Origin of the sequence: Serratia sp. CY33802 (genome assembly GCF_052169095.1) — a bacterium.
Taxonomy (GTDB): Bacteria; Pseudomonadota; Gammaproteobacteria; order Enterobacterales; family Enterobacteriaceae; genus Serratia; species Serratia bockelmannii.
Window position 1 is genome coordinate 627,785 of record NZ_JBJNLL010000001.1, and the last position, 18,818, is coordinate 646,602.

Annotated in this window: 17 protein-coding genes; 6 read left to right on the plus strand and 11 right to left on the minus strand. The window is 57.2% G+C overall.

The window, feature by feature from the left end; genetic code table 11:
- Nucleotides 1-14 precede the first annotated feature (14 nt).
- The 8 genes from ACJ8HA_RS02925 to ACJ8HA_RS02960 all read right to left on the minus strand — a co-directional run bounded on the left by ACJ8HA_RS02925 (nt 15) and on the right by ACJ8HA_RS02960 (nt 9,663).
- On the minus strand, nt 15-407 hold the full coding sequence (locus ACJ8HA_RS02925) for a DUF4150 domain-containing protein (RefSeq protein ID WP_169540645.1): 393 nt from the start codon (nt 405-407) through the stop codon (nt 15-17).
- Between the two features lie 16 nt (nt 408-423).
- On the minus strand, nt 424-1,059 hold the full coding sequence (locus ACJ8HA_RS02930) for a DUF3540 domain-containing protein (RefSeq protein ID WP_025303284.1): 636 nt from the start codon (nt 1,057-1,059) through the stop codon (nt 424-426).
- Between the two features lie 30 nt (nt 1,060-1,089).
- A complete protein-coding gene (locus ACJ8HA_RS02935; protein ID WP_043138675.1) occupies nt 1,090-2,157 on the minus strand; it encodes a pentapeptide repeat-containing protein in 1,068 nt (355 codons plus the stop codon).
- The gene (locus ACJ8HA_RS02940) at nt 2,154-4,706 is read right to left on the minus strand and encodes a DUF2169 family type VI secretion system accessory protein (RefSeq protein WP_060433391.1); all 2,553 of its coding nucleotides are present in this window, start codon (nt 4,704-4,706) and stop codon (nt 2,154-2,156) included. The genes ACJ8HA_RS02935 and ACJ8HA_RS02940 overlap by 4 nt, the downstream gene beginning before the upstream one ends.
- A gap of 171 nt (nt 4,707-4,877) precedes the next feature.
- The gene (locus ACJ8HA_RS02945) at nt 4,878-5,378 is read right to left on the minus strand and encodes a hypothetical protein (RefSeq protein WP_025303281.1); all 501 of its coding nucleotides are present in this window, start codon (nt 5,376-5,378) and stop codon (nt 4,878-4,880) included.
- 100 nt (nt 5,379-5,478) lie between these two features.
- Nucleotides 5,479-5,868 carry a DUF3592 domain-containing protein gene (locus tag ACJ8HA_RS02950; RefSeq protein WP_025303280.1) on the minus strand — a complete coding sequence of 130 codons (390 nt, stop codon included), beginning with the start codon at nt 5,866-5,868 and terminating at the stop codon, nt 5,479-5,481.
- Nucleotides 5,869-5,878: 10 nt separating this feature from the next.
- Entirely contained in the window at nt 5,879-8,218 is a 2,340-nt protein-coding gene (locus ACJ8HA_RS02955; protein ID WP_368907548.1) for a type VI secretion system Vgr family protein, read from the minus strand.
- Nucleotides 8,219-8,730: 512 nt separating this feature from the next.
- On the minus strand, nt 8,731-9,663 hold the full coding sequence (locus ACJ8HA_RS02960) for a LysR family transcriptional regulator (RefSeq protein ID WP_025303278.1): 933 nt from the start codon (nt 9,661-9,663) through the stop codon (nt 8,731-8,733).
- 97 nt (nt 9,664-9,760) lie between these two features.
- On the opposite strand from ACJ8HA_RS02960, the gene pcp reads away from it, so the two are divergent.
- Nucleotides 9,761-10,408, plus strand: a complete 648-nt coding sequence (gene pcp / locus ACJ8HA_RS02965) for a pyroglutamyl-peptidase I (RefSeq protein WP_025303277.1) — start codon at nt 9,761-9,763, stop codon at nt 10,406-10,408.
- 34 nt (nt 10,409-10,442) lie between these two features.
- On the opposite strand, the gene ACJ8HA_RS02970 is transcribed toward pcp, so the two are convergent.
- The 3 genes from ACJ8HA_RS02970 to ydgT form a co-directional block, all read right to left on the minus strand.
- Nucleotides 10,443-11,474: an NADP-dependent oxidoreductase gene (locus ACJ8HA_RS02970; RefSeq protein ID WP_025303276.1), complete on the minus strand. Its 1,032-nt coding sequence runs from the start codon at nt 11,472-11,474 to the stop codon at nt 10,443-10,445.
- A gap of 85 nt (nt 11,475-11,559) precedes the next feature.
- Nucleotides 11,560-11,979 carry a universal stress protein UspC gene (uspC, locus tag ACJ8HA_RS02975; protein WP_025303275.1) on the minus strand — a complete coding sequence of 140 codons (420 nt, stop codon included), beginning with the start codon at nt 11,977-11,979 and terminating at the stop codon, nt 11,560-11,562.
- Between the two features lie 197 nt (nt 11,980-12,176).
- Complete coding sequence (gene ydgT, locus ACJ8HA_RS02980) at nt 12,177-12,392, minus strand: transcription modulator YdgT (protein ID WP_025303274.1); 216 nt, start codon at nt 12,390-12,392, stop codon at nt 12,177-12,179.
- 1,337 nt (nt 12,393-13,729) lie between these two features.
- Here ydgT and flhD point away from each other — a divergent pair.
- The 5 genes from flhD (at nt 13,730) to cheA (ending at nt 18,791) form a co-directional block, all read left to right on the plus strand.
- Nucleotides 13,730-14,080, plus strand: coding sequence for a flagellar transcriptional regulator FlhD (gene flhD, locus ACJ8HA_RS02985; RefSeq protein ID WP_004934891.1), 351 nt, complete (start codon nt 13,730-13,732; stop codon nt 14,078-14,080).
- Nucleotides 14,080-14,664: a flagellar transcriptional regulator FlhC gene (gene flhC, locus ACJ8HA_RS02990; RefSeq protein ID WP_016927281.1), complete on the plus strand. Its 585-nt coding sequence runs from the start codon at nt 14,080-14,082 to the stop codon at nt 14,662-14,664. Before flhD ends, flhC begins: the two co-directional genes overlap by 1 nt.
- Nucleotides 14,665-14,809: 145 nt before the next feature.
- Complete coding sequence (gene motA / locus ACJ8HA_RS02995) at nt 14,810-15,700, plus strand: flagellar motor stator protein MotA (RefSeq protein ID WP_015378266.1); 891 nt, start codon at nt 14,810-14,812, stop codon at nt 15,698-15,700.
- A complete protein-coding gene (motB, locus tag ACJ8HA_RS03000) occupies nt 15,697-16,773 on the plus strand; it encodes a flagellar motor protein MotB (protein ID WP_043138656.1) in 1,077 nt (358 codons plus the stop codon). Before motA ends, motB begins: the two co-directional genes overlap by 4 nt.
- Nucleotides 16,770-18,791 (plus strand): chemotaxis protein CheA, encoded by a 2,022-nt coding sequence (gene cheA / locus ACJ8HA_RS03005; protein WP_049206033.1) that lies wholly within the window; start codon nt 16,770-16,772, stop codon nt 18,789-18,791. Before motB ends, cheA begins: the two co-directional genes overlap by 4 nt.
- Nucleotides 18,792-18,818: the final 27 nt, after the last annotated feature.

Consider the following 18,818-nt stretch of genomic DNA (forward strand, 5'->3'; position numbering starts at 1 on the left):
ATAAGGCGCCGTCATCAGGGCGCAAGCAGCAACACTTTTAATTGGCTCGGCACGATGCGCATGCCGAGCGCGTTGGTGGAATTCTGCAGGCTGAGGCTGGTCAGCCGGGTGGCCGGAGTGCCTTTGAGCAACACGGTAAAGGCGCCGGTCAGGTGGCGGGATGGCCCCATCACCGTCCCGGAAGCGACACCGGTGGCTACGCCGGGGTTGTCGCCGTTGGTCAGGGGCGTTACCGTCGCCATGTTGTGCGCCGGGGTACCGACGAACAGAATGTTGAACGCGTTCGGGATGGCGGTCGGTGCGAGGGCGATATCCGGGTAGGGCACGGGCACCGGCGCCGGGCTTGGCGTCAGACAGACGTCGGGAAACGCCAGGTCCAAGCCGATCATTTGGCTGTTGGCAAACATAAAAGGCCTCCGCAGGTTATCCGACGTGGATTTGTTCTGAATCCAGCTTGGTGATGTCTTTTGAGGTAATGAGCGTGTTGCGGGCATGAATGCGGGCGTAATCTTCCGCCTGATAATCCAGCTGCCCGGCGCGCACGTGCTCGGTTTGGCGCACTTTGCGGAACAGCGAATGACTGATCTGGCTGACCGAATGCCACAGCGACTCGCAGCGTTTACCGACCAAACGGCTGATGCTGACGAAGGCCGACAGCTCTTCGCCGCTGTATTTCATCTTGTCGACGTGGCAGTCGCCGCTGTTCGCCTGCAGCGTCATGGCGTCGCCGCTCAGTTTCAGCGCCTGCGCGCTGTGCAACGACAGCGAGCCGTTCGGCGTTTCAATCTGCAGATCGCCTGCGACGCAGAGCCGCGCCGTGCTTTGCGGCTCTGCCCGCTCGAGGACGGCGATCGCCCACAGCTGGTGGCCGCAGCCGGCGACCAGCACGTTATCGCCGAGGGCCGGCGTCAGCAGGCAGCTCGCCGCCCGGCGACAATGCCAGCCACGACCTTCACATTCCACCACCAGACTGCCGTCCGGCAACAGGTTGACGACCTGGCCAGCGGCCTGTTGGGGCGGTGCGATGTTGACGGCGCGAGTTGTGTTGGCAACGCTCATGGTGATCCCCTCGTGAAGTGGTCAATGCATTCAGATTCGGCTCTGGCGCTGTGCGCTCCAGGTTTCGGCGGCGTACAGCTCTTCGTCGCTCTCGAGGATCCCGCTGCGATCGCTCCAGCGCGTTTGCTGCTGGTGGGCGCGATGCATACGGGTGCGCATAAAGCGCGCGCGCCGGAAATCGGCGGCGCCAATGTCGGCATAACAGAAGTCGGCGTAGGTCAGGTCGCTGTCGCTGAAATCACAACGCGCCGATCGGCTGTGCTGAAATACGCATTGATACAGGCGCGCCTGGCTGAAGTTGGCGGCATCCAACGTCGCTTCGCTGAAGATCGCCTGATCGAACTGCCCGCCGCGACACTGCGCCTGAGTCAGATTGGCCTCCAGCCACAGCGACTGCTGCGCCTGTACGCTGGTCAGGTTGGCGCGCCGCAGCGAAGCGCCCTTGAAATTGCTCTGGCGCAGCGTCGCCTGGCTGAAGTCGACGTCGTCCAATTGGTTATCGGTAAACTGGCAGGCGATCAGGCTCTGCCCGGCGTAACTTTTGCCGCGGTGGTCACATTCGAAAAACGTGACGCGGTCGAAGTTCACGCCTTCAAACTGCGTTTTACAGAGATTTAATCGAAAGAACGTGACAAGGCATAAGCGCGCCTGATTCAACATGGCGCCGTCGAGCGGGCTTTCGTAAAAGGTAGTGCGATCGTGCTGAGTGGCGGAAAAATTCGCGCCGGCCAATTGGCACGACATCCAGTGACTTTGGTTGAGCGACAGCCGGCTGAAGTCGCTCTGTTCAAGCCGACAATCGTTGAACATCGTCAGTTCGATATGGCTCTCGCTGAAGCGGCTGGCCGACATGGCGCACTGATTGAAGGCCGTTTGCTTCAGATCCGCCCGCGTAAATTGTGCGTGTTCGAGCTGGCAATCGCTGAAAACGCTGTCGCGCAGATCGCAGTCAGAGAAGTTCACGCCGTTCAGGTTCAGTTCGTTGAACATGCCGCCGGCCAAATCCAGACCGGCGAATGACAGACCGTGCAAGTCCTCTCCGGCGATCGGCTCGCCGCGTTTTACGCGCTGGCGTATCTGCTCTGGTTTTGAGGTCATACTTCCTTCCCGTTGTGGCGAGGCAATGTTTTCACCCTGGCGGTATAGGCTCTCTCTAGCCGGGTTGCCTGATCCACTTGCGACTGCGACAGGTCAGCCCGGAACAGATTGGCGCCCTGCAGGTCGGCGCCTGACAGCACGCATTTTTGCAGGATAGCCGCAATGAAATTGGCATCGCGCAGGCTGGCGCGAGACAAATCGCTGCGGATGAACAGGCTGCCACTGCCGTTGGCCTGGCGGAAATCGGCCTCGTTCAATCGGGTTTCCGACAGATCGCAATTATTGAGACGCGCACGGCTAAAATTGGCCCGCTGCAACGGCATCTGGCGTAAATTGCACTGGTTTAGCGTCGCGTCGCTGAAATCCGCCTGCGGCAACAGTGTCTTCGCTGCAAAGGCGCAGGCCGTGAGACGTGCGGCGTGGAAGCTGAGGCTTTGCGTCTCGGTGTCAACCCAGGCGCAACTTTCCAGCCGCGCCTGACTGAAGTTCACCGCCAGCAACCGGCATTTGACGAAGCTGACTTTGTCGAGCCGGGCGTGGCTGAATGTCAGCTGCTCCAGCTGCAGTTCCATCAGGGTAATGTTGGCCAGCGTGGCGCGGCTGAAATCACATTGTCCGAGCAAGGTTTCGTATCCCAGCAAATCGCGTAATGACGCCATCGTGAAATCGCAGCGTTGAAACAACGTTTGCTGAATATTGGTCTCATGCAGCTGCGCGCCGCCGAAATCTGTCGCTTCGCATTTCGCCAGGGCCAAAGAGGCGTGGCTCAGATCGGCCTGCTGCAAGACGGCGCCGCTGAGATCGGCGCGCGCCAACATCGCCTCGCGAAGATCGCAACCCACCAGTCGGGTTTGGCGTAGATTGGCGTTTTCCAATAACGCGCCGCGTAAGTTAGCCTGGCAGAGATCCATGCCGGACAGATCGGCGCCGGTGAGATCAAGGCCGCTGAGATCTTTATCGCGCAGCATGGCGGCGGCGACGCGTTGGCGAATGATTTGCGCCAGATCGCCACTTAAGCGCAGTGCAGGGCTTTGCGCCTGCGCTGACATTAAATACATTTGGTGCAGCGCGCGCTCGCTTTCCCCCAGCTGCTTCTCGCTGAACGCGTCGGGATGCTGGCGCGCCTCCTGGAACAGCAGATCGCGCTGCTGCTGGTAGCTTTCCGCACCGGAGGGCGACACGTGATCCCCTCCGGGGTTAAGCGGGTCGATACCCTCGGCGTGCGCCAGCTTGAGCATGTCCTGATACTGCACCTCGGCCTGGCTTTCCAGACGCTCGACGAATTCGGCGAGTTGGTCCAGCTTCGGCGGCGCTTCTTGCGACGGTAGCGGGAACAGTTCATCGATGTCCTGGCCTTCACGCAGCAGGCGCTGGCGATGCTCTTCGCGCTGCTGGTGCTCGTAGGCGGCGATATTTTCCGCCATTGGGCTTTGCTGCGTCGGCGTTTCCGTATCCAGCCAGGCACCGATGCACGCCTCCGGCAGCAATTCTTGTTCGCGAAAAGCGTGCAAAGCACCCTGTTCTTTATCCAGCCGCTGGGCCAACACCTGCCGATAATGCGCGGTGGAACGGGGCTCCCCTTCGGTTTCCAGGGCTGGCATCAGTTGCATCACGTCGGCGGCATCGTCCTCATTGATGCGCGCGCTACCCTGATAGATCAACAGCATCTGTTCCCGATGCGGGAAGAACCAGACGGTGGTATGGCGCATCGCGATCTCTTCGAAATGCGTTTCACCGCCGCGCAGTCGGTTGATGAAGCAGCGCGCGCGCCACGGCGGTAAATGCCCTTGCTGCACCGGTTCTGAAGGGTGCATATTCCAAATCCGATAGGCAGCCCGCGGCGGCAAGCTATCACGTTGAGGAAACTGCTGATCGCTTTCTGCCATGTTGAACAGGCGCCAGTCGATATCGTTGGCGAAGCCGGGAAAGCCGTGCTTCAACCAGTCGGCGTCGTAGTTTTTACCGATGCGGGAGAAGCGACGCGGCCAGGTGATATCCAGCGCGTCAAAGCTTGCCGGCTGGGCGCTTTGCCGAGGAGACGCAAGGCGTCCCTGCAGCGGTTCAACATTGGGTAGGCGATGGATGCGGCCCTGCGGAAATGTTTCGGGAGTGGCGCCGATGCCGTGCGGATTATCGGCGAACTGAGTACCGCCGTAAGCCCGGCGCCAGTCCAGACGCATTTCTGCAAAGGGTAGAGGCGTGGAGGGACGATCGTTGATCCAATGGCGATCGCCGAAAACCACCAGCGTTTTCTCCAGCGAATCAAACTGGATCTTCACGGCGCAGGCGGTTTTGTCTTGTTGATGGTGGGTGTAGGCGTTGCCAGTGGCGAGAAACTCCGCACAGGCTTTTGGGATAGCCAGATCGAGCACGCCGCCACTTAACGTAAGTTCGTCGGCGGCCAACTGCCACAGTTCCGGTTCGGGGCGCAGACGCGGGGAGGCCCCCATGTCGGCCAAGGCCAAAACGGAAACGCCCAGATGATTTTGCCCTTGCCAAGAGAAGGGGCGATGAAGCGCGCTGAGGCGCAGAGGTTTTACGACTTTCATTGTGTGTGTAAAGCTTCCTGTGGATATCAGCTGGCAGCCAGGCTGCTTGCTCAAAAACAATCCGTTTTTCGGTTTAATAGATATCAGGCTATGTCACAACAGATGAAGAAAACGATGCGGCGTTCAGCGCCGATCGCTAATGCGGGGAGAGTCCCACTTCGAAATGGATGATCAAGAGGACAGTGCGTTGTCCTTCCCGTTTATTCCGCGAGCCAGCAGCACGGCGGCGACGGACAATGACGCGGCGATCGCCTTGGCGGTAAATTGGCCGGTGCTCTCCAGGTGATAGGGCGCAAAAAATCCGACGCCAGCGGTGCTCAGAACCAGCAGCGCGACGAGCGCCGCAAAACAGGGCAACTCTATCGCCAGCGTCAGTCTGCCGGGTGTCGCCGCACCGAGGTAACGCATCAAAAAACCGGGCAAAATCAGGAACCCGATCAGCTCTGCGGGAGCATTCACCGCAGACATCACCTGCTGATTGTATTTCAGGAGCGCTAGCATCAGCGCGACAAAGATCAGCAACCGCATGGGTAAGGCGGCCGCTCGGCTTGCCGACAAAAAGGTTTTGCCGATCGCAGCGAGCAATACGCAGCCGACCAGGATGCCAAAGACGGTAAACAGGATCTGTCCCCAGAGGCTGTCCTGCGTCGAAAAGGCAATGAACGCGCCCATCGTGACACTTCCTTATGCAAGGTGATTTAGCGAACTGATGAACGATAAGCCGTTTGCAGAACGTTGAAATCGGATCGCGTGATTGAGGGATCCTTTTCGCTTAAAGCCGGGAAAGCTCTTCGATCACCGCTTTTTTGGGGTTCTTCGGGTCGTACTTTATCGCGGTGAAATGGCCCGGTTGATAACGCGGCAGATCCACGACGCTGATCGGGCCTTTCGCCACGGCCGTATGGTTTTTCCCGTCTTGGGCGATGTACTTGACTTCGACTTCGCAGACCGGCCGATTTCCGTCCCACAGGTTGGTCTGGCGAATGCTGACGATTTGCCCGGAAGCGGAAATACCGTTCTCCATCACGCTGAGGGAAGAACCGATATGTTTGAAATAACCCCAGATATCGACCGTGATGAATTTGAAAAAACCCACCAGACTGAGGATGGGAGCCAATAAAATCAACCCGATAACGGTGAAAACATTTTTGGCCTTCGACATGGGAGTCCCTTTACAAGAAGATCGCCAGCGCCTTGGTGCTCAGCCGTAAGGCGCCGTTGGTGACCAGCGCGCCAAGCTGAGTGAACGTCATGGGATCATTACTGAGCTTGAAATTGGTTTTGCTGATCGACAGCGGGTTATGCGAGATATCCAGCATCGTGTGTTTAAGGCTGGTCGCCGTCAACGAAAGATTGGAGCCGTAGAAGGCAAAATTGGCCCCGGTCGCCACCCATTTCCAGCCGTGGCAGTTATCTTTCCAGTTCGGCGTTTGTACCGAGACGCCGTCCGCACTGGTGATATCAATGGTTTTCGCCTTGATGGTCAGCGTGCCGGTGATCGTCGTGTTCTGGTTATTATTATAGGTTTCGGTGACATCCCCGCTCACGGTAGCGGTCTGGCCGCCCGCTTCAATCGTCAGGACTTGCCCGCCGGCAGTAATGGTGGTGTGCTGACCGCCGGCGGTGATGTTGACGGTCTGCCCCTGCTTGATGGTGCTGGTCTGTTGCCCTTCGGTAATGTCGAGGGTCTGGTTGCCTTTCACCGTGACATGCTGGGTTTGCGTAATGTTTTGCGTCTGCGCGCCGTCAAGCTTGAAAGACTGATTGCCGGTGATGTCGATTTTATCGCCGCCGTCGATAATCGTCAGGTCGCGGCCGCCTTTGATGTTCACCGTCTGGTGAGCGTTCAGGTTGGCGGTGTCCAGCCCATTGACGGTCGTCGTGCGTTTCGCTTTGTACAGGAACGTGGCGTCGCCGGTGACGGTGTCGTCCTGCTGGCGCCCGATGGTGGTGGTGCGACTGCCGTCAATATTGACGTTCTTGTCGTTTTCCACCGTCATGTTCATGTTGCGTTCGGCATGCATGTCGAACGATTCGTTGCCGGGCGAGTCTTCCAGGAACAGGAAGCTGGCGTTGTCGGCGCCGCCGCCTTTACTGCGGCTCATAAAGCCCATTTTAGTGGCGTCGCCGGGCAGATCCCACGGCGGCATGCTGTCTTCGTTGTAAACGCGGCCGGTGATGATAGGGCGATCCGGATCGCCGTTGATAAAGTCGACCACCACTTCCTCACCCACGCGCGGGATCTGGATCCCACCGTATTTCCAGCCGGCCCAGGCGCTCGAGACGCGCACCCAACAGGAACTGGTTTCATTGCCGCTGCCGTGGCGATCCCAACGGAATTTGAGTTTCACCCGGCCATATTTATCGGTCCAGATGCTTTCGCCTTCCGGGCCCACTACTTCGGCAGTTTGCGGGCCGTGGGTTTTCGGCCAAGGTGTGGTGCGCGCCGGGCGCCAATTGATGTCCGCCGGAACGACCTGAAATTCGGTTCGCTGCTCGCCAACATCATTATCGTTGCTGGCGTAGCTGTTTTCCTGCATGAAGTACTGCGCGCTGACCACCAGGTAGGCGCGGTTGTCTTCCATACGCGGCGCCTGGGTCAGTTGAAAACGGTAGCCGGGCGCAATGCCCTGCGAATTGCCTTCGCCGCTCATCTGCTCGTGCTGCGCTTCGAACTCCTGTTGGCGAACCTTGACGTAAAACTGGCCGTGGGAGTGATCGGTATAGCGACCGGGCCAGTCGAACACCTCGGCTTTGTCCTGCGCGAACGAGGCGGGATTCTGCCGGGCCTCCAGCAACCGCGCGCGTGGCTTACGAAAATCGTAGTCATCCAGGCTATAGAGGCTGGGCGTGATGGCGTCAGAAACGCTCCAGCTATTGATGCTGTCCTTGTTTTCCACCAGGCCGCCTTCCGCGAGCTGGTAGGGAATGCTGGCGTAGCCGGCGAGTTCCTGATGGGCCGCCGGCGCGTCAGCCAGCACCAGCGTATGGCCGTCTTGCTGGTGCGTGAAATAATAATAGATGCCTTCGTGTTCCATCAGACGGCTGATGAAATCGAAATCGCTCTCCTGATACTGCACGCAGTATCCCCAGATGCGGTAGTCGTAACTCAGGCGGTTATCGATTTTCACCTGATACTGCCCCAGCACCTGAGTCAGGATGTCGGGAACGGTTTTTTCCTGGTGGATGCGAAAATCGCGGTTTTGCGTCAGATACCACAGCGTGGGGCGCAGCACGGCGCGGTAGATATAGTAACGGTTGCCGCCAGCTTCTCGGCCGGAGAGGGTCATGCGCGTGATATTGCCGTTGAGATAACGCGGTGCCAACGGATTACCCCGCAGCTCCAGCGTGATTTTTTGTCCCAGCAGCGCTTTCAGATCGAGCCGATTGTCGGGGCTGAGCAACTCGACGTCGAACTCGAACAATCCGGCCAGTTTTTCCTCGCCGGAAAGGCTTCTGAACAACAGCTGATGGGAGGGCAAGGGCGTGTGCGCAATGATAAGACGATCCATACTATTCCCCGCTTTAGGCATAGCTACCGCACGAGAATTGACGCGCGATCCCGATGGCGTATCTGTCACGAATAGAGACAGGAACTGACGAAAGATTTAACAAAGTTTACACAAAGGCACGATTTGTGCAGTCTACAATAGAGCTCTGCATTTGCAAAATAGCCTTGTGGATCAATGCTCAATTCGTTAACTTGCTCACGATCTTGTTTTTTATTATCTAAAACATATAGATGCGAGCAGATCATTTTTTATCTCAAATTATTGGGAAATTGGTAATACCAAAGAATAAATGTGTAACACATAAGTCAACGTGCTTATAAAACAACTCTTTTTTTACGTAAAAAAAGTCGCTGACTGTTTTTTATCCTTACCATTTGCCAGTTAAAGATGATCAAATATATAAATTTGGCGAATGTTAATTCGGATGATTCCTATTTGGTGGGCGTCCCAGGGCCCACCGACGGGCCTGGGAACATGCGTTTGAACGGTTGAAAATGCAGCGAATACCGTCGTTAACGTGGAGAGGAGTCGAAGGAGAGTTGACCTACCAGCTCGCAGAGCCAGATTAAAGCCGGGTCGCGTTGCGCCTGCCGGCCGGCGATCAGCTCAATGGGGAAAGGCGCGATGGCCAACTCGTCAGGCAGTGGGAGAATGCGTACGCGTTGCGGATCGGAAAAATGCCGGGCCGCGCTGGCGGCCAGCGTGGCGATCAGATCGCTGTCGGCGACCACGGCCGGCAGAGCGGCAATATGTGAAAAGGTCACGGCGACTCGCCGCTGACCGCCGATTTCCGCCAGACGCCGGTCGACCAGCCCTCTGGCAGAGCCATCGTCTGCCGGTGCGTACAGCCCATGCGGCAGGCTGAGGTAGCGTGCCAGATCCCAGCGGCCATCCGCCAGCTGGGGGTGTGAACGGCTGGCGATACACACCAGGTGCTCTTCAAACAACGTGCGCACATAGTGGCTTTCCGCACCGGAAAGATGTCCTCCCAGCGCGATATCCACCTCGCCGCGATCCAGTTGCCGATAAATATTGTGGCGATCCAGACGCGAAACGCGAATATCGATGCCGGGGGCGGTCTGACGCAACCGGCTGATGAGGGTGGGCAGCAGCAAGATATCGGCATAGTCGCCGGCCGCCAGCGTAAAACGCCGCTGCCCGGCGGTGGCCGGATCGAAACGGGCAGGGGGGGCCAACGCCAGATGGATCTGTTCAAGCACCTGCTGTATTTGCGGCATCAATTGGTGGGCGCGCGGCGTGGGTGACATGCCGCCGCCGCTGCGCACAAACAGGGGATCGTTGAGAAGAATGCGCAGCCGCGCCAATGCATTGCTGACGGAGGGCTGAGCGCGGTTAAGACGCCGGCCTGCGGCGGTGACGTTGCGCGTTTGATACAACGCCTCAAACACCACCAGCAAGTTGAGATCGACGCTGGCTAAATTCATTTTATGAATACTCTATATACAGATAATCCATTTCCAGAATCATACTGTGTTCTTTAGGCTGAAAGCACACAAATTTAGCCTTCAATCAGGGGAAATGATGAACAAAGTCTTGGTCACCGGCATTGAGCCGTTCGATGGCGATGCGGTGAATCCTTCCTGGCAAATTGCGCAGGCGCTGGCCGGTGAACATATTGCCGGCGCGGAGATCGCGGTGCTCGAGCTGCCCTGCGTATTGGGCGTGGCCAATCAGCAATTGATCGCGGCGATTGAGGCGCTGCAGCCGCTGGCGGTGATTTGTCTGGGCCTGGCCGGCGGCCGGGCCGAGATTTCGCTGGAACGGGTGGCCATCAATCTGATCGATGCCCGCATTCCCGACAATGCCGGTAAACAGCCGATCGACGTACCGGTGGTGGCGGGCGGGCCGGTAGGGTATTTTAGCACGTTGCCGGTGAAGGCCGCAGTGCAGCAGCTGCGCCGACAGGGGATCCCGGCGGCGGTCTCTTATACGGCAGGTACCTATAACTGCAACCATATTTTTTACGGTCTGCGGCACTATCTGGAGACGCAGCACGTGAGTGTCAGGGGGGGATTCGTACATATTCCGTACAGTCATGAACTGGCGGCGTCCCATCCGGGCAAGCCGAGCATGGCGCTGGCGACGATGGTGGAAGCGGTGCGCACGGTCGTACAGGTGACGCTGACGGTAGAGGAAGATGTGCGATTCGGCGACGGCGCCGTACATTAAAAGCAGGGCGTGGTGTACCACGCCCTGCTACGGGTTATTCGTCGGCGACGCGGATCACCAGTTTGCCGAAGTTTTTGCCCTGCAGCAGGCCGATAAACGCCTGCGGCGCCTGCTCCAGCCCATCAACGATGTCCTCGCGGAACTTGATTTTCCCCTGTTCGACCCAACTGCTCATTTGTTGCAAGAATTCGTCAAAGCGTGAGCCGTAGTCGTCGAAGATGATAAAGCCCTGCATGCGGATGCGTTTGCGCAGGATCAGCCCTTCCAGCAGGGGCAAGCGGTCCGGCCCCGCAGGTAATCCGGTGGCATTGTAATGGGCGATGATGCCGCACACCGGAATGCGTGCTTTGGTGTTCAACAGCGGCAGCACGGCGTCGAACACCGCCCCACCGACGTTTTCGTAATAGATGTCGATGCCTTTTGGGCAGGCGGCCGCCAGCTGTTCGGCAAAGTCAGGGGCGCGGTGATCGAGACAGGCGTCGAAACCCAACTCTTCCACCACATAGCGGCATTTTTCCGCACCGCCGGCGACGCCGACGACGCGGCAGCCTTTCAGCTTCCCGATTTGGCCGACCACCGAACCGACCGCACCGCTGGCGGCGGCGACCACCAGCGTTTCACCTGCCTGCGGTTGGCCGATGTCGAGCAACCCCATGTAAGCGGTAAATCCCGGCATGCCCAGCACGCCCAGCAGGCGGGAAGGATGCGGCAGGTGCGGGCCTAGGTTGCGCAGGCCGCTGCCGTCAGACAGGGCGTAATCCTGCCAGCCGTCATAACCCAACACCCAATCGCCGACGTTGAAATCGGGATGCTGTGAAGCCGCCACGCGCGATACCGTACCGCCCACCATGACCTGACCGATCTCCACCGGCGGCGCGTAGGAGGGGGCATCGCTCATGCGCCCGCGCATATAAGGATCCAGCGACAGATAAACAGTGCGCAGCACCAGCTGCCCGGCGGCGGGCTGCGGTGCGGGGACGGTATCGAGACGGAAGTTGGCCGCCGTCGGTTCGCCGTGCGGACGCGAAGCCAGCAGGAAGCGGCGGTTCTGTTGAGAAGGGGACATCGAAAGCTCCTTTGCGTTGCGACAAACAAGATTCGTTAAGCCTAGTCCAGGGGCGGCAAGGCAACGTTACCGAATGTGCTTAGCCTTAGAGCGGAACGATCAGCACGTCGATATGGCTGATATTGATAAAGCGGGCGGCGGAACAGGAGACCTTATTCATCATGCCGTCGCGATGGTTGCCGCAGAGCAGCAGGTCGAACGGCTGACGGCGGCTGGCGTATTCCAGGCTATCACCCAGCTCGCCGTGCACGATCAACGTATCGGCGATCGGGTAACCGGCGCGTTGACGCAGTTCCTCCATAAACAGCCGGGTTTCCTCCTCCATCAACGTGCGTAAATCGCCCAGCATTGGCCCGGCGAAATTATTGTACATTTCCGGGTTGGCGAGCGTGCTCAGCAAGGTGATGCTGCCGCTGTAAGGGCGGACGATGGAGACGGCCTTTTCCACCAGACGGTGGCTGTCAGGGGCAACGGCAACGGTGACCAGAACGTTTTGATACCCCATATCCTACTCCTTGTTGTATCCATCGTGTTTCAGGCTGCCGCATCGGTGGCCTAGGTGGAAGTCTTGCGTCGGATAAAGGGTAGAACCTGGCGGGTGGAATAAATGTGTTTCGCATCACGCGCGGCAATAAAAGCTGAATTTGCACCGGTTATATAGCAATAAAAGATAAAACCGTTGCCGCACGTAATTTCACTGAATTAAAGCACCTGCGTCCACAGCGTTTTCGGCACCTTGCCCAGATCGAACAGTTTACCGGCAACCAGCTCAGCGCGACGGTGGTCGGCAGCGCGGTACATATTGCTCATTTCTGTATCATTTTCAATGGAGTAGTTCAGTTTGTCGTACACCTTCTCCAGGCTGTCCAAAGAGGAGCATTTACGGAATGTCAGCAGATATTCGAGCGTATCGGTCATGATTAAAATATAGCCTGTTAATAGTTAAAGCCGGGTGAATAACACATCGGCGGCTCACGGCGACGCCGTCGAGGTAGCGATGTACGACCTGACAAAAATCATTTCAAGTAGATAAATTGCACTGGGTAATGATGTCACGCCGCCCGTAGCGACGCTTTGATAAATCATAATATGCCCGTGCGCCGTCAGCAATCTCATCCTGCTGATAAATGGAGAAATAGGGAAAGTCTCAGGGTGGCTGACGGCAGACGCGTCGTCGTCGCTGCTGTGCACAAGCACGCGCCGCCGTGCCAGGCCTCATTCTGCAGTGATTTTTTCACCCAGCCGCGGCATTGGGTGGTGTTTTTCGCCGCCGCTGACGTTAAAACGCCGTTTTTCTCTATGGAGAAATATGAAGAGTAAAACAAAACTGCGTTTTATTTTATGACCATAAGGGGATGAAATCGTAAGCCATGTAAATAATCATCTGGGGATGAGGGGAAATTATCACGACGACAAAAAAGAAATAAAAAGCATTAAAGTTTTATGGCGTGCTGCCGATATATCGTTTTGGCGGAATTTAACGCAAAAAAAGTATTCTTGCATCGTGCTAATACGGAAACATATCGTTACGTCTGTGAGCTTGTTCACTACGCCCGCGAATCATTGATAAGCCATAATCACCTGATGTTGAAAATTAAAACAGCCTCAGGCTGGGGGCTTAAGTCAAATCCGATAGCTAATAACCTTATAGTTTACACTGGTTATTTTTCAGCTTGGATATTTTTTAGTAACTCAACTGGTTATTTATACTGAGTTTGTTGCCTATATACAGATTTTTGTTCTGTTATTTTGGTTTGGTGATGCTTTTGTTCGAATTGATCTAAAAAAGATAATTTTTTGGCGGATAAACATTGTTTTTAAGACGTTTTTTTACCTATGGTTGTTTTGTGTACAAAATGGCGGTCAATAAGTGAGCGTATTTGGGGGTATTTGGCTTAATTATTTTTTATTTTTGTGATCTATGTCACATTGTATTTAAAATTGCCTCTCACTTACATTGTGTGTGCTAATGGTTCGGGGGTAGAGTTGCGCTGCTTTAGGAATAATCTTATTAAATTTGTAAAAATAGTTTCATGGTGACTAAACACTATCGAAGCAGAATGCTGTACATCCATACACGTAGGTTTACGCTCGTAGCAAATACTGAACAGTGGTCGAATTTAGCGATTGTAGAAAATTATAGCAGTCGTTTTTGAGAGATTAATTTGCCAACTTTGGGAAACAACCCAAGTCACGGGCGATAAAATTTATCACCCAGCGTATGTTTTTAAACATAGTCTGTCGGGATGGGGAATATGGGTACGTCTGAATTACTTAAGCATATTTATGACATCAATTTGTCATATTTACTTTTAGCACAGCGTTTGATCAACGATGAAAAAGCGTCCGCGATGTTCCGCCTGGGTATTGATGAAACCATGGCCGATGCGCTGGCGCAGCTGACTTTGCCGCAAATGGTCAAACTGGCCGAGACCAACCAGCTGGTTTGCCACTTCCGCTTTAACGAAAGCCAGACCATCGAACGCCTGACCAAAGAGTCGCGCGTCGACGATCTGCAACAAATCCATACCGGCATTTTGCTATCAAGCCATTTACTGCAAGAGCTATCGAGTAAAGACGCTAGCCCGACGAAGAAAAGAGCCTGATGATGGTTGAGAAAAGTATCGTTCAAGAAGCCAAGGACATTCAGCTCGCTATGGAGCTGATTTCGCTGGGAGCCCGACTGCAGATGCTGGAGAGTGAAACTCAGCTCAGCCGTGGGCGCTTGATTAAACTTTACAAGGAGTTACGCGGCAGCCCGCCGCCAAAAGGAATGTTACCGTTCTCAACCGACTGGTTTATGACCTGGGAACAAAATATTCACTCGTCGATGTTTTACAACGCCTACCTGTTTCTGATGAAAAGCGGGCAGTGCAGCGGAGTGGAGGCGGTGATCAAAGCCTATCGCCTCTACCTGGAACAGTGCCCGCAGCAGGCCGGCGAGGCGCCGCTGCTGGCGCTGACCCGTGCCTGGACGCTGGTGCGTTTCGTCGATAGCGGCATGTTGCAGCTCTCCGCCTGCAGCTGCTGCGGCGGCGCATTTATCACTCATGCGCATCAGCCGCTGAATGGTTTCATCTGCAGTTTATGCCAACCTCCATCCCGCGCCGTAAAAAGACGTAAACTTTCGCCGCAACTGGCCGATATTATTCCTCAACTGCTGGACGAGCAGGTCAAACGCGCCATTTGAGCCGCCACGTTGCCGGCTCTCGGCAATGAATACCGACGTGTGATACGCAGGGGCGGCATGCCGCCCCCAGACACGCAGCCTGGTCTGTCGCGCCAGGGCGCGTTTGCCCCACCTTCCATCCACATTGTTAATTTAAGGAATGCGTGTGCTAGTTATTTTGGGTTATCTCGTGGTATTGGGTGCGGTGTTTGGCGGCTACCTGATCGTGGGCGGTCATCTCGGTGCGTTATACCAACCGGCGGAGTTTCTGATTATCGGCGGGGCGGGTGTCGGCGCTTTCATCGTCGGCAACAACGGCAAGGCGATCAAGGCCACGCTGCGCGCGCTGCCGCGGCTGATGCGCCGTTCCAAATACAACAAAGATCTGTACATGGATCTGATGGCGCTGTTGTTCCGCCTGCTGGCCAAATCTCGTCAGCAAGGCATGCTGTCGCTCGAGTTCGATATCGATAATCCGCAAGAAAGTGAAATTTTCTCTAATTATCCGCGCATCCTTGCCGATAACACCCTGGTGGAGTTCATTACCGACTATTTACGGCTGATGGTGAGCGGCAATATGAATGCGTTCGAGATCGAAGCGCTGATGGACGAAGAGATCGAAACCTACGAGCAGGAAAGCGAAGTGCCCGCCGGCAGTTTGGCGATGGTGGGTGACTCCTTGCCTGCGTTCGGTATCGTCGCGGCGGTGATGGGGGTGGTACACGCCCTGGCTTCGGCCGATCGGCCGGCTGCGGAACTGGGGGCGCTGATCGCTAACGCCATGGTTGGTACTTTCCTCGGTATTCTGCTGGCCTACGGCTTCATCTCGCCGCTGGCCACGTTGCTGCGCCAGAAGAGCGCCGAAAACGTCAAGATGATGCAGTGCATCAAGGTCACGCTGCTGTCGAGCCTGAACGGATACGCACCGCAGATCGCGGTCGAGTTTGGCCGCAAAACGCTGTATACCACCGAACGTCCTTCTTTCGTTGAGCTGGAAGAACACGTGCGCCGCGTGAAAGCGCCGGCGCAGCAGGCGACGGAAGAAGAAGAAGCATGAAACAGAATCATCCGGTCGTTCTGGTCAGAAAGCGCAAGTCGCATCATGCCGCCCATCACGGCGGCTCCTGGAAGATCGCTTATGCCGACTTTATGACGGCGATGATGGCGTTCTTCCTGGTGATGTGGCTGCTGGCGATCGCCAGCCCGCAGGAGCTGACGCAAATCGCCGAATATTTCCGCACGCCGCTCAAGGTTGCCCTGACCAGCGGCGACAAGAGCAGTTCCGAAAGCAGCCCAATCCCGGGCGGCGGCGACGATCCGACGCAACAGCATGGCCTGGTGAGAAAGCAGGTCGACTCGCCGGACTCGCGCGCCGAAGAGCTGCGCCTGAACAAGCTGCGCGAAAAGCTGGATGAGTTGATTGAGTCCGATCCGCGCCTGAAGGCGCTGCGTCCGCATCTGTTGATCAACATGATGGATGAGGGGCTGCGCATTCAGATTATCGATAGCCAGAACCGGCCGATGTTCAAAACCGGCAGCGCGCAGGTCGAGAGTTATATGCGCGATATTCTGCGGGCGATAGCGCCGATCCTCAACGACCTGCCGAACAAGATCAGCCTGTCCGGCCACACCGATGATATCCCTTACGCCACCGGCGAGCGCGGCTACAGCAACTGGGAACTGTCGGCCGATCGCGCCAACGCCTCCCGACGCGAGCTGATTGCCGGCGGCCTGGCGGAAGGCAAGGTGCTGCGGGTAGTGGGCATGGCGGCCACCATGAGCCTGAAACAGCACGGCGCCGATGATGCGATCAACCGTCGTATCACCGTGCTGGTGCTGAACAAGCAAACGCAAGAGGGCATCGAACACGAAAATGCCGAAAGCAACGCGATGGATATCGCCCAGCCGGATAGCTTGAAGCAGCTGGCGCCGTCGGCGACTGCGCCGGCCAGCCAAACGCCGGAACCCCAGGCGGTAACGCCGACCGATCAAGCGACGCCGCCGGCGATGGACCCTGCCGCCCAATCGCAGACATCCCCGGCGATAGCCCCGGCCGGCCAAACGCCGGAACAATCGGCGGCTGCGCCCGCACCGACTAACCGCGACTCACAGCCAGAGGTGACCCCGTGAGCATGGACATTAGCGATTTTTATCAGACCTTCTTTGATGAGGCGGACGAGTTGCTGGCCGACATGGAGCAACACCTGCTTGAGCTGGATCCGCTGGCCCCCGATATCGAGCCGTTGAACGCCATCTTCCGCGCGGCACACTCGATCAAGGGCGGTGCGGCGACCTTTGGCTTTTCGGTGCTGCAGGAAACTACCCACCTGCTGGAGAACCTGCTGGACGGTGCAAGACGCCAGGAAATGAGCCTGAGCACCGAGATTATCAACCTGTTTCTGGAAACCAAAGACATTATGCAGGAGCAACTGGACGCCTATAAAACCTCGCAACAGCCTGACGCCGAAAGCTTTGAATACATTTGCCAGGCGCTGCGCCAGCTGGCGTTGGAAGCGCAACAGCAGCAGGAGGCGCCCGCGGTTCAACCGGCCGTTCAGCAGCCCGTTGTTCAGCACGCAGCCGCGCCGGCGGCGATCGAAGGCGGCATGCGCATCAGCCTGAACGGGCTAAAAGCCAGTGAAATCCCCTTGATGTTGGAAGAGCTGGGCAACCTCGGCGAGGTTAAAGATCCGCATCAGACGGAACACAGTCTGGACGTGACGTTGCTCACCTCCGCCAGCGAAGACGACATCAGCGCCGTGCTGTGCTTCGTGTTGGAACCGGAACAAATCAGCTTCTCGACGCCGACGCAAAGCGAACCGGCCGCCGTGGAAGCGAGCTTACCGGAAGCGGTCGCCGTGCCGGAACCTGCGCCAGCGCCGGTCGCCAGCGCCGTGCCGCCCGCCACTAAACCGGCCGCCGCAGCGGCGGAAGCGCCAAAAGCGCGCGCCAAGGCGAGCGAATCCACCAGCATTCGCGTGGCGGTGGAAAAAGTGGATCAGCTGATCAACCTGGTGGGCGAACTGGTGATCACCCAGTCGATGCTGGCGCAACGCTCCGGCACGCTGGATCCGGTGAACCACGGCGATCTGCTGAACAGCATGAGCCAGCTGGAGCGTAACGCGCGCGATCTTCAAGAGTCGGTCATGTCGATCCGCATGATGCCGATGGAATATGTCTTCAGCCGCTACCCGCGCCTGGTGCGCGATTTGGCCGGCAAGCTGAACAAGCAGGTGGAACTGACGCTGCAGGGCAGCTCCACCGAACTGGACAAGAGCCTGATCGAACGGATTATCGACCCGTTGACGCACCTGGTGCGCAACAGCCTCGATCACGGTATCGAAGAACCGGCCACCCGCATCGCCGCCGGTAAATCGGCGGTGGGCAATCTGGTGCTGTCGGCCGAACATCAGGGTGGCAACATCTGTATTGAGGTCATCGACGATGGCGCCGGCCTGAACCGCGAAAAAATTCTCGCCAAGGCCGCGTCGCAAGGGCTGGCGGTGAGCGACAGCATGAGCGACGAAGAGGTCGGCATGCTGATCTTTGCTCCGGGCTTCTCTACCGCCGAGCAGGTGACCGACGTTTCCGGCCGTGGCGTCGGCATGGACGTGGTGAAACGGAATATTCAGGAGATGGGCGGCCACGTCGAGATCCGTTCACAGGCCGGTAAGGGCACCACCATCCGCATCCTGCTGCCGTTGACGCTGGCGATCCTTGACGGCATGTCGGTCAAAGTGAACGACGAAGTCTTCATTCTGCCGCTGAACGCGGTGATGGAATCGCTGCAGCCGCAGGCGGAAGATCTTCATCCGTTGGCCGGCGGCGAACGCGTGCTGCAGGTGCGCGGCGAATACCTGCCGCTGGTAGAACTGTATCGGGTATTTGAAGTGGAAGGCGCCAAAACCGACGCCACGCAGGGCATCGTCGTCATCCTGCAAAGTGCCGGCCGCCGCTATGCGTTGCTGGTGGATCAGCTGATCGGCCAGCATCAGGTGGTGGTGAAGAATCTGGAAAGCAACTACCGCAAAGTGCCGGGCATCTCCGCCGCGACCATTTTGGGCGACGGCAGCGTGGCCTTGATCGTCGATGTCTCGGCGTTGCAAACCTTGAACCGTGAAAAGCGTCTGACGGACGCCGCCGCATAATAATGAGTTTATTGATTTAAAAGGTGA

Excerpts from the sequence above, each read along its gene's own strand:
- ACJ8HA_RS02925 (WP_169540645.1), bottom strand. The coding sequence starts at position 407 with ATGTTTGCCAACAGCCAAATGATCGGCTTGGACCTGGCGTTTCCCGAC.
- ACJ8HA_RS02930 (WP_025303284.1), bottom strand. The coding sequence starts at position 1,059 with ATGAGCGTTGCCAACACAACTCGCGCCGTCAACATCGCACCGCCCCAA.
- ACJ8HA_RS02935 (WP_043138675.1), bottom strand. The coding sequence starts at position 2,157 with ATGACCTCAAAACCAGAGCAGATACGCCAGCGCGTAAAACGCGGCGAG.
- ACJ8HA_RS02940 (WP_060433391.1), bottom strand. The coding sequence starts at position 4,706 with ATGAAAGTCGTAAAACCTCTGCGCCTCAGCGCGCTTCATCGCCCCTTC.
- ACJ8HA_RS02945 (WP_025303281.1), bottom strand. The coding sequence starts at position 5,378 with ATGGGCGCGTTCATTGCCTTTTCGACGCAGGACAGCCTCTGGGGACAG.
- ACJ8HA_RS02950 (WP_025303280.1), bottom strand. The coding sequence starts at position 5,868 with ATGTCGAAGGCCAAAAATGTTTTCACCGTTATCGGGTTGATTTTATTG.
- ACJ8HA_RS02955 (WP_368907548.1), bottom strand. The coding sequence starts at position 8,218 with ATGGATCGTCTTATCATTGCGCACACGCCCTTGCCCTCCCATCAGCTG.
- ACJ8HA_RS02960 (WP_025303278.1), bottom strand. The coding sequence starts at position 9,663 with ATGAATTTAGCCAGCGTCGATCTCAACTTGCTGGTGGTGTTTGAGGCG.
- pcp (WP_025303277.1), top strand. The coding sequence starts at position 9,761 with ATGAACAAAGTCTTGGTCACCGGCATTGAGCCGTTCGATGGCGATGCG.
- ACJ8HA_RS02970 (WP_025303276.1), bottom strand. The coding sequence starts at position 11,474 with ATGTCCCCTTCTCAACAGAACCGCCGCTTCCTGCTGGCTTCGCGTCCG.
- uspC (WP_025303275.1), bottom strand. The coding sequence starts at position 11,979 with ATGGGGTATCAAAACGTTCTGGTCACCGTTGCCGTTGCCCCTGACAGC.
- ydgT (WP_025303274.1), bottom strand. The coding sequence starts at position 12,392 with ATGACCGATACGCTCGAATATCTGCTGACATTCCGTAAATGCTCCTCT.
- flhD (WP_004934891.1), top strand. The coding sequence starts at position 13,730 with ATGGGTACGTCTGAATTACTTAAGCATATTTATGACATCAATTTGTCA.
- flhC (WP_016927281.1), top strand. The coding sequence starts at position 14,080 with ATGATGGTTGAGAAAAGTATCGTTCAAGAAGCCAAGGACATTCAGCTC.
- motB (WP_043138656.1), top strand. The coding sequence starts at position 15,697 with ATGAAACAGAATCATCCGGTCGTTCTGGTCAGAAAGCGCAAGTCGCAT.